The sequence below is a fragment of the Aquibaculum sediminis genome (assembly GCF_040712085.1).
GTDB lineage: Bacteria > Pseudomonadota > Alphaproteobacteria > Kiloniellales > DSM-21159 > Aquibaculum > Aquibaculum sediminis.
Genome location: NZ_JBFCVK010000009.1, coordinates 89,268 through 106,913, shown reverse-complemented (window position 1 = coordinate 106,913; position 17,646 = coordinate 89,268). Strand labels below are relative to the sequence as shown.

The following is a 17,646-nucleotide window of genomic DNA, read 5'->3' as shown; positions in this document are numbered from 1 at the left end:
GGCCACGCTGTTCAAGACCTTTCACTTGTGAGACTGCAGCATCGGCGCTGTAGCGTGTCAGAGATGGCGTTCATACGCGACGCCATGTGGTGCCTTCCGGACCGTCTTCGAGCAGAATGCCGCGCGCCGCAAGTGCGTCACGGATGCGATCGGCCTCGGCGAAATCACGCGCCTTCCGCGCCGCCTGACGATCGGCAATGGCCGCCTCGATAGCAGCGGCATCGCCCCCACCCACCTGGAACCAGACTTCAGGATCCTGCTGCAGGAAGCCCAGCAGTGCCCCACCCGCGCGCAGCACGACAGCGGCCCGCGCCCTCTCTTCCCCGGTGGCTTTATTGACCGCATGTGCGGCCTCATGAAGCTTTGCCAACGCCAGAGGCGTGTTCAGGTCGTCACACAGCGCGGCGACCAGCCCCTCGGGTGGCTCCGCAGCGTCATCCAGTGGCATGCCGCGCAGAGCGCCATAGAGCCCATCGAGCTGCGCCCGCGCCTCGGCCAGCTTTTCACGGGTGATGTCGAGCGGCTGGCGGTAGTGGCCGGACAGGAGCGCCAGGCGAATGGCCTCGCCCGGAACCCCCTCCTCGAGCAGCTGCCGCACCGTGAGGAAGTTGCCCAGAGACTTGGACATCTTCTCCCCGCCCACAACCACATAGCCGTTGTGCATCCACAGCCGCGCCATGTGGGCCGTGCCGTGCGCACAGCGGCTCTGGGCAATCTCGTTCTCATGGTGGGGAAAGATCAGGTCGAGACCGCCGCCGTGAATGTCGAAGGTCTCCCCCAAATGCGTGGCCGACATGGCCGAGCATTCGATGTGCCAGCCCGGCCGCCCCCGCCCCCAGGGACTGTCCCAACCCGGCTCTTCGGGCGCAGCCGGCTTCCAGAGGATGAAATCGGCCGGATCGCGCTTGTAGGGCGCCACCTCGACCCGCGCGCCGGCAATCAACTCCTCGCGGTCGCGTCGCGACAGCGCGCCGTAGTCCGCCATGGTGCCCACGGCAAACAGCACATGCCCTTCCGCCTCGTAGGCATGGCCCTGCTCGATCAGGCGCTCGATCATCGCGATCATCTCCGCGATGTGCCCGGTGGCCCGCGGCTCGATGCTGGGCGGCAGCGCGCCCAGGGCGGCCACGTCGGCGTGAAAGGCCTCGGTCGTACCCACGGTCACCGTTTCGATCGGAACGCCCCGTTCCTTGGCAGCGGCGATGATCTTGTCATCCACGTCGGTGATGTTGCGCGCGTAGGTGACATGCTCCGCGCCATAGAGGTGGCGCAGCAGGCGGAAAAGCACGTCAAAGACCACCACGGGTCGCGCATTGCCGATGTGCGCGAAATCATAAACCGTGGGCCCGCAGACATAGAGCCGGACATTCTCCGGGTTCTCCGGCTGAAACAGCTCCCGGCTGCGGGTCAGGGTGTTGTGCAGGTGCAGTTCACTCATGGACTTGCTTTCTGCCTCACGCAGCGCTGCGCAGGCGGCTGACGAACTCCGTCAGACCGACCTGGCGCTCGCGCCGCAGGCGTTCGGCGGTGAGAATGGCCTTCACCTCCGTCACCGACCGTTCGACCTGCCGGTTGACGATGATGTAGTCGTAGGCGTCCCAGTGGCTCATCTCGTCGGCCGCCTTGGCCATGCGTTCCTGAACCACCTCTTCCGGGTCCAGCGCGCGCGTGCGCAGCCGGCGCTCCAGTTCCGCGTGGGAAGGCGGCAGGATGAAGATGCGCACAAGGTCGCGTGGCATCCGCGAAGAGACCTGCTGCGTGCCTTGCCAATCGATGTCGAACAGCACGTCCCGCCCGGCCTCCAGGGCATCTTCCACCGGGGCGCGGGGCGTTCCATAGCGATTGCCGAAGACCAGCGCATGCTCGAGCATTTCATTGGCCTCTACCATGGCCTCGAAACGCGAGTGGTCGACGAAATAGTAATCCACGCCATCGCGTTCGCCCGGCCGCTTGGGTCGGGTCGTGGCTGAAATGGAAAGCGTAAGATTGGTTTCCTCGGCCAGCAGTGCGCGGGAAATGGTGGTCTTGCCCGCACCGGACGGAGAGGAAAGCACCAGCATCAAGCCCCGGCGCTTCACTTCTGTCGGCGTATCCTTGGCGGCGTCCGTCAACTCTGCCTACTCCAGATTCTGCACCTGTTCGCGCAGCTGCTCGATGACCGCTTTCAGCTGCAGGCCAATGGCCGTCAACTCCACGTCCGCCGACTTCGAGCAGAGCGTGTTGGCCTCACGGTTGAACTCCTGACAGAGGAAATCCAGCCGCCGTCCCACGGCGCCGCCTTCGGACAGCAGCTTGCGGGCCGCCTGGATGTGAGCACGCAGGCGATCCAGTTCCTCACGCACATCGGCCTTGCCCACCAGCAGCGCCGCCTCTTGAGCCAGTCGCTCTTCCGGCAAGGCCGGCGAGGCTTGCAGCAGTTCTTCCACCAGTGTGCGAAGGCGGGCGCGGATTGCGTCGGGCTGCGTGGCTGCATGGGCCGAAGCCTGCGCAACACAGTCTTCTATCTCACCCAAGTGACCCTCGAGCAGGTTGCCGAGGTGGGCCCCTTCCGCCCGCCGCATTGCCAAGAGCTGTTCCAACGCCTCATCCAGGTCGCCGAGCAGCGCGCCGTCGCGGTTGTTGAGCTGCACTTCATCCTCGTCGGCGTTTTCCTCGACCGGCTCCAGCACACCGCGCAGGCTCAGCAAACCATCCGCGCTGGCAGATACGGCGGCGCCGTCCTCATGCAGTTCGCGCGCAACCTCCGACAACTCGGACAGAAGCGCACGATTGACCCTTATGGGAGCGGCCTCAGCCGTCTGACGAAGCGTCAAGCCGATCTGAAGATTGCCGCGCTGCAGCTTGCCCTGGACCCGCTGGCGAAGTGGATGGTCGAGCCTGTCCCAGCCCTGAGGCAGGCGTGTGCGCATATCCAGGCCCCGGCCGTTCACGCTGCGAATTTCCCAGCTCCAGGCATAGCGCTCGTCGCCGCCCTGGGCGCGGGCATAGGCGGTCATGGATCGCAGGTCGGCGGACATGGCATCTCTCTGGCGGGAATGGACGGCGCCCTTATAGCGGCCCGGGAGGTCAGCGCCAAGCGATGTGCCTGTGCAAGGCTCGCGAATCCTTTAGGGTTTCCGCTCGGCAAACCAGGAGACGAGATGAGGCGACAGTCCTACAGCAACCCCCGGCATGTCCTGATCACCGGCGCTACCAGTGGAATCGGCGCTGCCCTGGCGCAGGCCTATGCGGAACCAAACCGTCGTCTCTCCCTTACGGGGCGCGACACCAGCCGTCTGGAGGCCATCGCGCAATCCTGTCGTGAAGCCGGGGCCGAGGTGGCCGCGACCGTTCTCGACGTGTGCGATAGGGAAAATCTTGCCGGGTGGCTCGCCGAGATGCACCACCGGCAGCCACTTGATCTCCTCATCGCCAATGCCGGTATATCCGCCGGAACCGGGGGTGATGGCGAAACGGAGGAGCAAGTGCGTCGCATCTTTGCCGTCAACGGCGACGGTGTGGTCAACAGCGTGATGCCCGCCATCGACCTGATGCGCCAGCAAGGGCACGGCCAGATCGCCCTCATGTCATCTCTGGCTGCCGTTCGCGGTTTTCCCGGCGCCCCGGCTTACTGTGCCTCCAAGGCGATGGTGCGAGTGTGGGGCGAAGCCTTGCGTGGCGTGCTTGCCGCTGACGGCATTGGGGTTTCGGTCATCTGCCCCGGCTACATCGACACGCCCATGACGCGGGTCAATCGCTTTCCCATGCCGCTGCTGATGTCGTCCGAGCGGGCAGCGCGCATCTGCAAACGCGGGCTGGCGCGCAACCGGGCGCGCATCGCTTTTCCCTTCCCCACCTACTTCGCCGCCTGGCTGCTCGGGACGCTTTCGCCCGGCCTTACCGACCCGCTGCTGCGGCGTTTGCCGGCCAAGGAATGATTGCGCCCCGCGCCTTTCCGTGCCACTCGATGGTCCTGCTCGCGATACAGTCAGTCAGGGAGAAGTGTCTCATGCGTCGATTGATCAGCGGTGTGCTCTTGGCCGCGTTCCTGGCCGCTCCGGCGGCGCTGGCCCATCACGCCGGGGAAAGCTATGCGGCGCGCGACGTCGTCGTGAGTCATGCCTGGACGCACGAGAACGCCCCCAGTGCCCATGCCAACGCCGTCTTCCTGACCATCGTGAATGACGGCGATGAGCCCGACCGCCTGACCGGTGTCACCGGCGACTTCTTCAGCCATGCCGAGATCCAGGTGCCGGTGCTGGATGACGCGGGCGTGCTGCACACGCGGACGGTCACGTCGCTCGAGATCGCCCCGGGCCAGAGCCTGACGCTGCAGCCAGGCGGTGTACAGATCCAGCTCATCGGCCTGCAAAGCACCCACTTCCCCGGCGATCACTTCGACCTGACCCTGCGGTTCGAAAACGCCGGCGCCATCACTGTGGAGGTGGAGGTCGAGCCGTTGCGCCGCGACGATCAGGACGATCCGGATTCGAACGTGTAAGCGGAGCCGAAGCCTCAGGCAGAGACGCGCTCCGCGTCTTGGCTTCCCGTGATCTCAGTCTGGGTCAAGGCGGTTTCGGCGATCCAGCCGCCGCCCAGGACCCGGCTGCCCGAATAGCAGACGGCGGCTTGCCCCGGCGAAACGCCATAGGCCGGATCATCGAGTTGAATTTCGGCACCATCCATTCCGCAAGAACGGACAAGCGCCGGCACCGGGTCCTGCGCTGAGCGCAGCTTCACCGCGACCCGCGCACCCTCCGGCGGCAGAGTGCCGTCGAGCCAATTCATCTCTCGCAGCAGCACGCGGTCACGGGCCAAGGCCCGCCTGGGGCCGACCACGACGCGGCGGCTCTCCGGCTCCAGCCGGACCACGTAGAGCGGTTCTTCCGTTCCGCCGACGCCGATGCCGCGACGCTGGCCCACAGTGAAACCGATGATGCCCTGGTGTTGCCCCAGCACCTGCCCTTCCAGATCAACGATATCGCCGGGGTCAATTGCCCCGGGGCGCAGCTTCTCCACCACCCGGGCATAGGAGCCATTGGGCACGAAGCAGATGTCCTGGCTGTCCGGCTTGTCGGCCACAGCGAGGCCAAAGCGCTCCGCCAGTGCCCGAACCTCGCGCTTGGGCAGATCGCCCAGGGGAAAGCGCAGGAAATCGAGCTGCTCGCGGGTGGTGGCGAAAAGGAAGTAGCTCTGGTCGCGATCCGCGTCCTCCGCCACATGCATCTCCGGTCCCTGCGGCCCCATCCTGCGGCGCACGTAGTGTCCCGTCGCCAGAGCCTCCGCTCCAAGGTCACGTGCCGTCCCCAGCAGGTCGCGAAACTTCACCGACTGGTTGCAGCGCACGCAGGGAATTGGCGTTTCCCCCCGCAAATAGGAATCGGCAAACTCCTCCATCACGCTGTCACGAAAGCGGCTTTCGTAATCGAGCACGTAATGAGGAAATCCCAACGTCTCGGCCACACGCCTAGCGTCGTGAATGTCCTGACCGGCGCAGCAGGCGCCCTTCTTGGCGATCGCAGCGCCGTGATCATAGAGCTGCAGCGTGATGCCAACCACGTCATAGCCTTCTGCCTGAAGCAGCGCGGCCGTGACGGAACTGTCCACGCCGCCGGACATGGCAACGACAACGCGGGTCTGCGCGGGGAGCTTATCGAAACCGAGAGAGTTCATGGCCGGGAATATGCGTCCGGACGGCCCTGGCTGCAATGACTGCTCGTGTTCATTCCCATTGTAACAGCCTTCTAACAAACAGTTGCAGTTCCCGGCGGAGCATCGATAGTTTGCCATCAGGCAGATCGAATGATCGCCAGACGTTCAAAAGGGAGGAATAGGATGTCTTACAAGGTGGTGCCCGGCACCGGCTACATCAGCTACGCGATCGCGGCCGCATTCGGTTTTGCCGCAGTCCTGGCCATGGCCCCCGCACAGGCGGAGGAATGCCCCAATCGCGGCGATCTCGACCAGGCCTATTGCGATGCCGACGGCGACCTAGTCGCCGACCCGCCCAGCAATCCGGATGACTTCGTCAACCCCGGCACCCTGGTCTTCGCCTATACGCCGGTGGAAGATCCCGCGATCTATGAGGACATCTGGCAACCCTTCATCGATCACCTCGAGGAGGTGACCGGCAAGGATGTTCAGTTCTTCGCCGTGCAGTCCAACTCGGCCGAGGTGGAAGCCATGCGCAGCGGCCGTCTGCACATCGCGGGCTTCTCTACCGGCCCGACGCCCTTTGCGGTCAATCTGGCCGGCGCTGTGCCCTTCGCCCTGATGGGTGGTGATGACGGCCGTTTTGGCTACACGCTACAGGTCTACACCCGAACCGATAGCGGCATCGACACGATGGAGGACCTGAAGGGCAAGCGGATTGCCCACACCTCGCCGACCTCCAATTCCGGCAATCAGGCACCGCGCGCCCTCTTCCCGGATCTCGGTGTGGTGCCGGACGAGGACTATGAGGTGAACTATTCCGGCTCCCACGACCAGTCGATGCTGGGTGTCGTCGCCGGCGATTACGATGCAGCGCCGGTGGCCTCCGAGGTGGTCGACCGCATGGCCGAGCGCGGGCTCTATGATCCGGAAGAGGTTAAGATCGTCTGGGAATCGCCAGCCTTCCCGACGACCTCCTACACCCATGCCCACAACCTCGATCCGGAGCTGGTCGAGAGTATCAAGGAAGCCTTCTTCTCCTTCGAGTTTGAAGGCACCGCGCTGGGCGAGGAGTTCTCGGGCGTCAGTAAGTTCATCCCCATTTCCTACGAGGATGACTGGGCGGTTATCCGGCAGATTCAGGCAGCCAACGGCGTAAACTACACGCCGCAGGATCTCGCCAACGAGTAAGCTGCGATGCGTTGCGGGCCGCAGTCTGGATGGCTGCGGCCCGCGTCTTTTGGAGCCCCATCCTGCATGTTGAAGATTTCGAAACTGGTGAAGCGCTACGGCAACGGCGATCCTGTGCTCAAGGATCTCGATCTGACCGTGGAGAGCGAGAGCATCGTTGCCATCATCGGGGCTTCGGGCGCGGGCAAGAGCACGCTGCTGCGCTGTATCAACCGTCTGGTCGAGCCGACAGCAGGCAAGATCGAGCTGAACGGTGTCGACCTCACCGCATTGCGCGGCGCCCAACTGCGCCATGCGCGCCGGCGCATCGGCATGATTTTCCAGGGCTTCAATCTGGTCGACCGCTTGACCGTGATGGAGAACGTGCAGTCGGGACGCCTGGGATACATCCCGCTCTGGCGCGCCGTCATGCGGCGCTACCCCAAGCAGGACATTCGTCGTGCCTACGAACTGATGGAGCGGGTGGGCATCGCCCATTACGCAAACAAGCGGGCGGATGCCCTCTCAGGCGGCGAGCGTCAGCGCGTCGGCGTGGTGCGAGCGCTGATGCAGGAACCCGAGATTCTGCTCGCCGACGAACCGACCGCCTCACTGGACCCCAAGACCTCCGAGCAGATCATGGTACTGCTGGGCTCGCTGTCGCGCGAGTTCTCGCTGCCTGTGCTGATCAACATCCACAACGTGGTCGAAGCCAAGACCTACGCCGATCGCATCGTCGGCATGCGTTACGGCCGCATCACTTTCGATGCAGAGCCGGCCGCCCTGGACGCCGCGGCCATGGATGAAATCTACGCCGGCACCCCCGCCGAGGAGCGCGCAGAAGCCGGTGCCGCCGAGACAATCCAAGCGCAAACGGCATGAGCGACGCTCGCGACACCTGGCGCAAGCCGCCGATGATTGCCAATCCGCTGCTGCGCTACGGGCTGGCAGTGGCGATCCTGATCTACGTGGTCTGGGCGATCAGCATGCTGCCCATCGATTGGGCCCGGGTGAGTGAAGGGATCACCCGCGCCCAGCGGATCTTCAGTGGCGCCTTTCCCCCCAGCTTCGAGCGCAGCGGCTTGTTGATCAAAGGCTTTTCCGAAAGTCTCAAGATCGCCATCCTGGCCACTGTCGGCGGCGTCTTGCTCTCCATTCCCATCGCCTTCATGGCGGCCCGGAATTTGGCGCCGATGCCGATCTATCTGCTGGGACGTGCCATCATCATCGTCGCCCGCAGCTTTCACCCTGTGATCGTGGCGATCGTCTTCGTCAAGGCAGTGGGCTTCGGGCCCTTTGCTGGCGTTTTGACCCTTATCGTCTACTCCATCGGCTTTGTGGCAAAGATGCTCGCGGAGCGCATCGAGGAGATCGACTGGGGACAGGTCGAGGCCACGCGCGCGGCTGGGGCCGGCTACATGGCCACCCTCTACTACGCCGTATTCCCACAGATCATGCCGCGGCAGATCGGGCTCAGCATCTATCAGCTGGACTCCAACCTGCGCGCGTCTGCAGTGGTCGGAATCGTCGGTGCAGGCGGTATCGGCTCGACCCTTGCCAACGCCTTCGGTCGCTATGACTACGACTTCGCTTTGGCCATCACCATGGTCATCGTCGGCGTCATCCTCATCAGCGAGGCAATCAGCGGCCAGATCAGGAAACGGCTATGGTAGACATGGAATCGACCCCTGAAAGCTGGGCCCGCTACACGCCGCAACAGCGGCTGCAGCGCTTCCTGATCTACCTGTTCAGCATTGTGGCGATCGTCTGGGCCTTGACCAGCATCGACGTCATCTGGGCCTGGGTCTGGGATGCACCGGAACAGATGGGTGATCTCTTCGGCCGCATGGTGCCGCCCGATACCACCAACCTGGGCACCATTCTGTGGGTGCTGCTCGAGACGGTGAACATTGCCACAATCGCGACCGCCGTTGCCGTGGTGGTCTCCCTGCCGGTCGCCTACATCGCCGCTCAAAACACCACACCCAACATTGCCACACTGTGGCTGGGCCGCTTCATACTGGTCTCCAGCCGCTCGGTGAACACCATTATCTGGGCTTTGCTTTTCGTGGCGATCTTCGGACCGGGCATCGTCGCCGGCATCCTGGCGATCATGTTCCGATCCATTGGGTTCATCGGCAAACTTCTGGGCGAGGCCATTGAGGAGATCGACCGGCGGCCCGTGGAAGCGCTGGAGGCCACCGGTGCTTCACGCATGAAGGTCATTCTCTATGCCATCGTGCCGCAGGTTATGCCGGTGTTCTGGGCGGTCAGCATTCTGCGCTGGGACATCAATCTGCGGGAATCCACGGTGCTCGGCCTCGTGGGAGCCGGCGGCATTGGCCTGATCCTGCAGGGCGCCATCGACACCTTCAACTGGCAGGAAGCCGCCACCGTCCTCCTCGCCATCCTGGCCCTGGTGATCATAGGCGAGTTCGTGGCAATGGCCCTGCGGCGACGGATCATCTGATCCCAACGTGAGCGGGTGTCAGATAGTTCGGGGGTCAGCGTTGCGAAGGGTGCTGTCCTTGCCCTGTGCCCTTTGTCGGGCCACACCCTCCCGACTCGCCGGCTAAGCGGCTATATAGGGCGCATGACTCTCCCGAATGAAAGCTCTGCCCCTTACCTTCAGGGGCTGAATGATGCCCAGCTGGCGGCCGTTGAAGCGCTGGATGGTGCCGTGCTCCTGCTGGCCGGCGCTGGGACCGGCAAGACCCGGGCACTGACCACGCGCCTGGCTCACCTTCTCTGGAGCGGCCGTGCCCGTCCTGCCGAGATTCTGGCCGTGACCTTCACCAACAAGGCGGCGCGCGAGATGAAGGAGCGGGTTGCGGCCTTGCTCGGCCGGCCCTCGGTGGAAGGCTGGTGGCTGGGCACCTTTCACGCCCTGGCCGCCCGCATCCTGCGCCAGGAAGCGGAAGCGGTCGGATTGAAATCCAACTTCACGATCCTGGACAGCGACGACCAACTGCGCCTGATCAAACAGGTCATGGCCGCCGAAGGTGTGAGCGAAAAGTCATGGCCGGCCAAGAGCCTGCGCCACCAGATCGAGCGCTGGAAGGACAAGGGCTTCACGCCGGACAAGGTGCCAAGCCAGGAAGTCGGGGACTTCGCTCAGGGTCGCAGTGTGGCGCTCTACGCCGCCTATCAGGAGCGTTTGCGCACCCTGAATGCTTGCGACTTCGGCGACCTGCTGCTGCACAATCTCACGCTGTTCCAGACCAGGCCGGATGTGGCCCAACGCTGGCAGCAGCGCTTTCGCTACCTCCTGGTCGACGAGTACCAGGATACCAACGTGGCGCAGTATCTCTGGCTGCGCCTGCTCGCCCTGCCGGAGAACAACATCTGCTGCGTTGGCGATGACGATCAGTCGATCTATGGCTGGCGGGGCGCACAGGTCGAAAACATCCTGCGTTTCGAAAGCGATTTTCTCGACGCCAAGGTTATCCGGTTGGAGCGCAACTATCGCTCCACACCGGCCATCCTCGGCGCCGCGTCCGGGCTGATCGCGCGAAACGAAGGTCGGCTGGGAAAGACGCTCTGGACTGAAGGCGACCCGGGCGAGCCGGTGCGGGTGCGCGGACTCTGGGACGGTGAGGCGGAGGCCCGCTTCGTGGGGCAGGAAATCGAAGCGTTGCAGCGCGAGGGCCACTCCATGGGCGAGATCGCGATTCTGGTCCGAACCAGTGCGCAGACGCGCGAGTTCGAGGAGCGATTCATCTCGCTCGGCCTGCCCTACCGCGTGATCGGTGGTGCGCGCTTCTATGAGCGCCTGGAGGTACGCGACGCCCTCGCCTATCTGCGCCTGCTGCAATCGCCCGACGACGATCTGGCCTTCGAGCGGATCTGCAACAAGCCACGCCGCGGTCTGGGGGAGGCGGCATTGCGCAAACTCCATTCGGCGGCCCGCAGTGGCGGGGTATCCCTGTACATCGCCGCGCACCAAATGGTGGGGACGGACGAGCTGCGCGCGCAAACCCGGCGGCCGCTCAAACAGTTCGTCGAAAGCATCGAGCGATGGCGCGACGAGCTGCGCACCACCCCGCATCCGGAACTGGCCGAACGCGTGCTCGAGGAGTCCGGCTACCTCGAGATGTGGCGGGAGGACCGCTCAATCGAGGCGCCCGGCCGCCTCGAGAACCTCAAGGCCCTGATCGAAGCCTTGGCAGAGTTCGAGACCCTGGCCGGGTTCCTGGAGCATGTCTCGCTTGTGATGGAGAACCTGGAAGAGCCCGAGAGCGCGCAGGTCACCCTCATGACCTTGCATGCCGCCAAGGGACTGGAGTTCGACACGGTCTTCCTGCCGGGCTGGGAGGAAGGTCTCTTTCCCAACCAGAGAGCGCTGGATGAGCAGGGCAACCGCGGCCTTGAGGAGGAGCGCCGCCTCGCCTACGTGGGGCTCACCCGCGCCCGCAAGCGCGCCATCGTGAGCTTCGCTGCCAATCGGCGGCTCTACGGATCCTGGGCTGCAGCGATCCCGTCACGCTTCATCGACGAACTGCCGGAAGAGCACTGCGAGCAGGAAAGTGACCGGGGCCTCTATGGGGCGGCGCATCAGGCCTGGGGCGGAGGAAACTTCGGTGGCTTTCAGTCGTGGGGCGACACGCGCTACTCCCCTGGGATGGAACGTGCCCGGGCGCGGCGCGAGCGCGCGGAAGCAGCAACACCGCCTGTCATCGATGCCCAGGCCCAACTGGTGGAAAGCACGCCCCGGCGCGACTCGCGCTATCGTCCGGGAAGTCGGGTGTTTCATCAGAAATTCGGCTACGGTACGGTATCTCTCGTTGAAGGAGAGCGCCTTACCATCGCCTTCGACCATAGCGGTGAGAAAAAGGTTGTCGCCGGCTTCGTGACCGCTGCTGAAGACGCGAACTGATCTCCATCTTGAGGGGAGGGTCTGGCGCCTTGCGAATGCTGGCTCCCGTTGCGGCATTGCTGCTGAGTGCGACCATTCTGCTTGCAGGCAACGGCCTGCAGACAACCCTTCTGCCTGTCCGCGCCGAGATGGAGATCTTTCCCGCCTTCTCCATCGGTTTGATGGGCTCGGCCTACTTCCTGGGCTTTGTCGCCGGCTGCCTGCTGACCAGCAATCTTGTGCGGCGCGTTGGTCACATCCGCGTGTTCACTGCCATGGTGGCCGGTGCGTCGGCCATGCCACTGGTCCACATCCTGGTGATCGATCCCGTCGCCTGGTGGGTGCTGCGTGCGGTTACCGGCTTCTGTATTGCCGCGCTCTTCCTGGTGATCGAGAGCTGGCTCAACGAGCGCGCGGACAATCATACCCGCGGTGCAATCTTTTCCATCTACACCACGCTGAACTATGCGGCGATCACCGTCGGACAGCTGATGATCATGTTCTATGATCCAAGGCTGTTCCCGCTCTTTGCCATTGCATCGGTGCTGGTCTCGGTTGCGGCGATCCCCGTGGCGCTGACCACCTCGGCAGCCCCGGCCCCTTTGTCCAACGTGCGCATGCGCCCGCTCCATCTCCTGCGGATCTCACCGGTGGGTGTGGTGGGCTGTGCGGCCATCGGCATGTGCAACGGCGCCTTCTGGTCTCTCGGGCCGGCCTATGCCGTGGGAATTGGCTTCAACACCACCCAGATCGCGCTCTTCATGAGCGTGACGGTGATCGGCGGTGCGCTCTCGCAGTGGCCCTTCGGCCGCCTGTCCGACCGCCTCGACCGCCGTATGGTGATCATTGGCGTCGGCGTACTCTCAGCGATGAGCGGGCTGGGACTTTTCCTGGTCACCGGACGTTGGCCGGCTGCCATTGCACCCCTGGCTTTCGCCTTCGGCGCCTTCTCCTTCCCGGTCTACGCGCTCTCGGTCGCCCACGTGAACGACTTGATCACCAATGAGAGTTTCGTCGAAGTTTCGAGCGGCCTGCTGCTGGTCAATGGCCTCGCCGCGGTGATCGGCCCGCTGTTGGCGGCCACGGCCATGGGGTACGCGGGGCCGGCCGCCCTCTTCCTTTTCATTGCAATCATCTATCTGGTGCTGTCCGCCTTTGCCTTCCTGCGCATGCGGATCCGCCCGCTGCCGGCCGAGACCCACGGCGCGGAGTTCGTCGTGGTGGCCGAGACCGTGGCCACCAATCCGGTCGCGCTCGACCCGCGTGCGGACGACGCCAGCAGCGACGAGGAAGTGGCCGAAGGGGTGGAAATGCAAGCCGAACCAGCGGACGTACCGGAACCGGGTACCCCTGCAGAAGCCCAGCCGCACCCCGAGGGAGCGACAGCGCAGCGGTCGGACCACCGTGCAGACCAGCTCGAAGAAGGCCGGGAAGAAACGGGCCCGCCCCGGAAGACCGACGACTGAGATCGGCCTTCGTCGCCTGTGTCAGCGCTACAGAACGCCGGCCAGTCGCAACTCCTCGTCGCGGCCGAGCCGACCGATGGCCTCGGCAAGATCGGGCCGCTCAGCGGCCTGGAAGCGATAGTGCTCGGCCAGGGCCTTCTCGAGGCGCCCCTCGCGCCCCATCAGCCCATCGGCGTAACGGATCATCAGCAGGTTGGGCCACGCCTGGGGGCGCACCTGGCGAACGAAATCGAAGAGTTCTGCCTCCGGCCCGCGGTGTCGCGCGGCGAGCATGATGGTCAGTGCCGCGGTGGAGCGGGAAATTCCCATGTAGCAGTGGATCAGCAAACAGCCGGAGCCGGTCTCGACGGCACGGGCATCGGGAAACGCCCGCTCGCCGATGCCCAGCAGTGCTTCGACGTCGGCCTCGGTCGGCGGTCGATCCACGCGTGTGGGGTCGATCACATCGTGGAAATCGAACTGATGGATCTCCGTTGCGGCGAAGCCATCGAGATGCGGACTGCGTTCTGTGCCCGGGTCCAGGATGGAGACCAGATGCGAGGGCCGGTCGGCGCAGTGGCCTTCCAGTTCATGCAATCCGCAAACCCGCAGCAAACGGCCGGTGATCAAGTCTTCCATACCCGCACATCCGATCTGAGTTGTTCCTGGAATGCTCCAGGATGCCACGACCGGCCCGCAGGGTCATGGGCCATGTGAACTGGCGAAGGTTCGCCACAGGCCCTGCCCTACGGCGGCAGGCCGGCTATGCCCGGCCCGGACGCGCACCACTCACGGAAGAAGGCGCGTCAGCCGCGCCCCAGAGTCTTTGCACGGGCCTGAAGCACACCGCCCTCGGCCTGCGGCGAGTAGGCCAGGGATTTGCGCAGGAAGGCGTCGTGGGACTCCCGAACGCGGGCGAACACCTCATCCTCGGCCGAGAACTCGTCCAGCACGTTTTCGAGTTCGCGCGCGATCGCCTCGTTCACATCATCAGGGAAGGAGCGCATCTCCACGTCGGTCTCCGCCAGCATGTCGGCGAAGCTCTCGGTGTTGTGGTAGATGAAATCGGCATAGGTTTCATAGGCCGTGGCGTGGGCTGCAGTCTTGACCGCTTCCTGCAGGTCTTCCGGCAACGACTCCCACACACCCTGATTGATCATGATCTCCAGGCCCGGACCCGGCTCCATGACGCCGGGCGCGTAGTAGTAGCGCGCCATACGTTCCAGCCCGAAGGCCATATCGTTCCAGGGACCGATCCACTCCACCGCGTCCACCGCACCGGACGCCAAGGCGACGGGGATCTCGCCGGGCGGCGTCATGACCGGTGAGACGCCCAGCCGTCGCATGACTTCACCGCCCAGGCCGGCAATGCGGAAGCGCAGGCCGTGCAAATCGTCCAGGCTGTTGATCTCCTTGTTGAACCAGCCACCGAACTGCGTACCACTCGACCCAGCATAGAAGGCCTTGACGCCGAAGGGGGCATAGACCTCGTCCCATAGCGCCTGCCCGCCGCCGAACTCAAGCCAGGCGGCGCACTCGGTGGCGGTCAGGCCGAAAGGAATGCCGGTGAAGAAGTGCAGGGCCTGGGAACTGCCTGCCCAGTAGTAGGGGCTCGAATGCGCCAGATCCGCGGTTCCGCCACTGACCGCGTCCAGCACCTCGAAGGGCGGCACCAGTTCACCGGCACCAAAGAAGCGCACCGCCAAGCGTCCGCCCGAAAGACGCTCGAGGCGGCGTGCAAAGCGTTCGGCATTGACGCCCACACCCGGCGCCCCCTTGGGCCAAGAGGTCACCATGTTGAGTTCACGCACGTCCTGGGCGATGGCCGGCGCCGACAATCCGGTTGAAGCCACCGCGGCGGCACCGACGATCGCGCCACCACCCGCCGTAATGAAATTCCGCCGGTCCCGACTGATATCCTGGCTCATTGACCCCTCTCCCTCTTGGTTCGAACCGCCCACGCTACACGCGCAGAACAAAAGTATAACTCGCCGCGAGGAGCATGTACCCCACGCAGCGACAGAGCAATTCAGGCGGTGAAATCCACCGCGCTCGTGTTGGCACCGCACAGCAGAACGGCCACGCGTTCGCCGGGCTCCGCCCGATAGGCGCCGGACAGCAGGGCAGCCATTGCCGCAGCACCGCCGGGTTCGGCAACGACGCGCAGCTCTTGCCAGAGCGCGTTCTGAGCCTGCCGGATGGCATCATCGCTCACCAGGACTGTCTGGGCGACGAACCGCTGTGCCAGGGTAAAGCCGAGCGACCCGATCCGCTTGGGTGCCAGGGAATCCGCCGCCAAACCCTCCGCCGGGGCATCCACTGGCTCGCCGGCCTCCAAAGCTCGGGTCAAGGTGGGCGCCCCTTCCGGCTCGACACCCACCAACTTCACGGCGCCGCGATACCACCCGGCCAGACCGCCGATCAGGCCCCCTCCCCCAACAGCAACCAGCAGCGTATCGATGTCCGGGGCCTGTTGTTCCAGTTCACAGCCAAGCGTGCCCTGCCCCAGGAGCGTTTCCACCTGATCGTAGGCATGGATTGCCAGCGCACCGCTCTGTGCTTGCCAGTCTTCGCTGGCGCTGAGCGCATCGGCGTAGCGTTCGCCTCCCACGACGAGCCTGGCGCCGAAACTGCGGATAAGTGCCAGCTTGGCCTCTGATGCGATGGTTGGCACGAAGATGCTGGCCGGCACCTGCAAAGCCTGTGCGGCGCAGGCCACTGCGGCACCGTGATTGCCACCGGAAGCGGCCACGACGCCGGCATCAGGGAGAGGTCGCAGGAGCAGGCTCGCAAAGGCGCCGCGTGCCTTGAAGGAGCCGGAGCGCTGCAGGAACTCGAGCTTGAAGCAGAGCTTTTCCGTCTCGAGGCCGAAATCGGCGCCGCTGACCTCGATCACCGGCGTCCGGCGCAGGTGTGGTGCAATGCGCTTGGCTGCATCGGCGATGGCCTCTCGTGTTACGGCGCTGCTATCGGCCACGTTCTCATCCTGTCGCTATCTCAAGAGTTCAGCGGGCGCAGGGTAAGGCGGTTCAACGCGTCCCGAAAGTCTCTATAACGGGACGAGCACCGACAGTCCGTCACCAGGAGGCCGCGCGCATGTTCGCCCGTTTACAGGCGTTGTGGGAGCAGATCACCACGGGCCTCTGGTTTGTTCCGGGGTTGATGCTGCTCGGTGCGCTGCTGCTTGCGTGGCTGAGCATGGCGTTGTCGATCACCGGCTTCGATCCCGACAGCCATTGGTGGCTGAGCAGTGGCGATCGCGAGTCGGTGGCGGCATTGCTCTCCACCTTGCTCACGTCGATGATTACCCTCGCGACGCTCGCACTTTCTATCACCATGGTGGTGCTGACTCTGGCCGCCGGCCAACTGGGCCCGCGCCTGATTCGCAGCTTCATGGCCGACAAAAGCACGCAGCTCATGCTGGGATTCTTCCTGGCCACCATCGTCTATCTCGTTGTGGTTCTGCGTGGCGTGAATGCGGATTTGGGCACGGAAGAGAGTCATCACGTTGTCGCCACCGTCGGTGCCGCTCTGTCGCTGGGCTGCGTCGTTTTGTTGTTGTTCTTCGTGCACCATCTGGGGCGTTCAATCGTTGCCGACACGGTCATCGAACGTGTCGGACTGCAGCTCGACGCCACCATCGAGGAGACGCTGCCCAAGTCGGAGCGCGCTCCGCCCGAGCCCACTCCCGACTCGCATGCCCAGGAAGACGGCGCAGTCTTTAGCCTGGTTCGTGGTGGCTATGTCCAGGCGGTGGATTATGACGCCCTCGTGGAATGTGCCACGGAGTCCCAGTGCCGGGTCCTGCTCGATTTTCGCCCGGGCCAGTTTCTTATTCCCCACGGCGCGCACGGCAGGGTGTACCCCGTCTCGAACTGCTCCGAAAGATTGATTCAGGAGGTCCGCAACGCCATCGCCATGGGGGGGCAACGCAGCGCGACCCAGGATCTTGAATACGCCATTCGCCAGCTTGTCGAAATGGCTCTGCGTGCGCTGTCGCCCGGCATTAATGATCCCTTTACGGCCATCGTGGTGATCGATCGTCTCGGGTTGTGTCTGGCCGAGGTCATGCGCCGCGATCCGCCCCAGGCGATCTGGCAGGATGATGAAGGCTGCACCAGGGTGGTCGGCCAGCCCATCACCTTTGCCGGCCTGACCGATGCGGCCTTCAATCAGATTCGCCAGTCGGGGGAGCGGCCGGCGATCCTGATCCAGATGATGGCCATCCTGGAACAGCTGGCCGAACAGGCGCGCACCCAGGAGCATCGACAGGCGCTTGATGAGCAGGTAGGGCTGGTGCTCGAAGCTGGAGAACGCTGCATCGCGGCCGAGTACGACCGCAGGCCGTTGGAAGCGCGTGCCGCGGACGCGAGACGGCATCTGGCTGCCATGGAGCCCGCCGCGCGGGCTTGATGGACTGCGACCGCCCGGCTATTGTTCCCTTTATGTTCCGGGTGACAGGCGGCCATTCTCTGCTAGATTTGGTCGCCGCGCCGATCGCACCCGCTATATTTAGCGCACAGGGCGGATAATCCACAGCCTTGG

General features: G+C 64.4%; 16 protein-coding genes. 9 read left to right on the top strand and 7 right to left on the bottom strand.

Features of this window, described 5'->3' with window-relative positions:
* Positions 1–70: 70 nt before the first annotated feature.
* From cysS to ABZ720_RS14665, 3 genes are read right to left on the bottom strand one after another with little or no spacing between them, the layout of a single operon-like run.
* Positions 71–1,438, bottom strand: a complete 1,368-nt coding sequence (cysS, locus tag ABZ720_RS14675) for a cysteine--tRNA ligase (protein ID WP_366556278.1) — start codon at positions 1,436–1,438, stop codon at positions 71–73.
* A 16-nt stretch (positions 1,439–1,454) separates the two neighbouring features.
* On the bottom strand, positions 1,455–2,060 hold the full coding sequence (gmk, locus tag ABZ720_RS14670) for a guanylate kinase (protein ID WP_366556328.1): 606 nt from the start codon (positions 2,058–2,060) through the stop codon (positions 1,455–1,457).
* 57 nt (positions 2,061–2,117) lie between these two features.
* Positions 2,118–3,017 (bottom strand): YicC/YloC family endoribonuclease, encoded by a 900-nt coding sequence (locus ABZ720_RS14665; RefSeq protein ID WP_366556277.1) that lies wholly within the window; start codon positions 3,015–3,017, stop codon positions 2,118–2,120.
* Positions 3,018–3,140: 123 nt separating this feature from the next.
* Between ABZ720_RS14665 and ABZ720_RS14660 the strand changes: the two genes are divergently transcribed.
* Together ABZ720_RS14660 and ABZ720_RS14655 are read left to right on the top strand one after the other, a co-directional pair.
* On the top strand, positions 3,141–3,917 hold the full coding sequence (locus ABZ720_RS14660) for an SDR family NAD(P)-dependent oxidoreductase (RefSeq protein ID WP_366556276.1): 777 nt from the start codon (positions 3,141–3,143) through the stop codon (positions 3,915–3,917).
* A 71-nt stretch (positions 3,918–3,988) separates the two neighbouring features.
* Positions 3,989–4,480 carry a copper chaperone PCu(A)C gene (locus tag ABZ720_RS14655; RefSeq protein ID WP_366556275.1) on the top strand — a complete coding sequence of 164 codons (492 nt, stop codon included), beginning with the start codon at positions 3,989–3,991 and terminating at the stop codon, positions 4,478–4,480.
* Positions 4,481–4,494: 14 nt separating this feature from the next.
* On the opposite strand, the gene mnmA is transcribed toward ABZ720_RS14655, so the two are convergent.
* Positions 4,495–5,652: a tRNA 2-thiouridine(34) synthase MnmA gene (mnmA, locus tag ABZ720_RS14650; RefSeq protein WP_366556274.1), complete on the bottom strand. Its 1,158-nt coding sequence runs from the start codon at positions 5,650–5,652 to the stop codon at positions 4,495–4,497.
* Between the two features lie 162 nt (positions 5,653–5,814).
* On the opposite strand from mnmA, the gene phnD reads away from it, so the two are divergent.
* From phnD to ABZ720_RS14620, 6 genes are all read left to right on the top strand, one after another.
* Positions 5,815–6,822 (top strand): phosphate/phosphite/phosphonate ABC transporter substrate-binding protein, encoded by a 1,008-nt coding sequence (gene phnD / locus ABZ720_RS14645; RefSeq protein WP_366556273.1) that lies wholly within the window; start codon positions 5,815–5,817, stop codon positions 6,820–6,822.
* Positions 6,823–6,888: 66 nt separating this feature from the next.
* Positions 6,889–7,683: a phosphonate ABC transporter ATP-binding protein gene (phnC, locus tag ABZ720_RS14640; protein WP_366556272.1), complete on the top strand. Its 795-nt coding sequence runs from the start codon at positions 6,889–6,891 to the stop codon at positions 7,681–7,683.
* Positions 7,680–8,474 carry a phosphonate ABC transporter, permease protein PhnE gene (gene phnE / locus ABZ720_RS14635; RefSeq protein ID WP_366556271.1) on the top strand — a complete coding sequence of 265 codons (795 nt, stop codon included), beginning with the start codon at positions 7,680–7,682 and terminating at the stop codon, positions 8,472–8,474. Before phnC ends, phnE (ABZ720_RS14635) begins: the two co-directional genes overlap by 4 nt.
* Positions 8,468–9,271, top strand: coding sequence for a phosphonate ABC transporter, permease protein PhnE (phnE, locus tag ABZ720_RS14630; protein WP_366556270.1), 804 nt, complete (start codon positions 8,468–8,470; stop codon positions 9,269–9,271). Before phnE (ABZ720_RS14635) ends, phnE (ABZ720_RS14630) begins: the two co-directional genes overlap by 7 nt.
* Before the next feature lie 123 nt (positions 9,272–9,394).
* Entirely contained in the window at positions 9,395–11,677 is a 2,283-nt protein-coding gene (locus ABZ720_RS14625; protein ID WP_366556269.1) for an ATP-dependent helicase, read from the top strand.
* Between the two features lie 35 nt (positions 11,678–11,712).
* Positions 11,713–13,122 (top strand): MFS transporter, encoded by a 1,410-nt coding sequence (locus ABZ720_RS14620; RefSeq protein ID WP_366556268.1) that lies wholly within the window; start codon positions 11,713–11,715, stop codon positions 13,120–13,122.
* Between the two features lie 27 nt (positions 13,123–13,149).
* Here the strand turns inward: ABZ720_RS14620 and ABZ720_RS14615 are convergent, their stop codons facing one another.
* The 3 genes from ABZ720_RS14615 to ABZ720_RS14605 all read right to left on the bottom strand — a co-directional run bounded on the left by ABZ720_RS14615 (position 13,150) and on the right by ABZ720_RS14605 (position 16,078).
* Entirely contained in the window at positions 13,150–13,740 is a 591-nt protein-coding gene (locus tag ABZ720_RS14615) for a tyrosine phosphatase family protein (RefSeq protein ID WP_366556267.1), read from the bottom strand.
* A gap of 167 nt (positions 13,741–13,907) precedes the next feature.
* Complete coding sequence (locus ABZ720_RS14610; protein ID WP_366556266.1) at positions 13,908–15,029, bottom strand: TRAP transporter substrate-binding protein; 1,122 nt, start codon at positions 15,027–15,029, stop codon at positions 13,908–13,910.
* Positions 15,030–15,130: 101 nt separating this feature from the next.
* Positions 15,131–16,078: a threonine/serine dehydratase gene (locus ABZ720_RS14605; RefSeq protein WP_366556265.1), complete on the bottom strand. Its 948-nt coding sequence runs from the start codon at positions 16,076–16,078 to the stop codon at positions 15,131–15,133.
* A gap of 119 nt (positions 16,079–16,197) precedes the next feature.
* Between ABZ720_RS14605 and ABZ720_RS14600 the strand changes: the two genes are divergently transcribed.
* Positions 16,198–17,514, top strand: coding sequence for a DUF2254 domain-containing protein (locus tag ABZ720_RS14600; protein ID WP_366556264.1), 1,317 nt, complete (start codon positions 16,198–16,200; stop codon positions 17,512–17,514).
* The last annotated feature ends 132 nt before the right edge of the window (positions 17,515–17,646 follow it).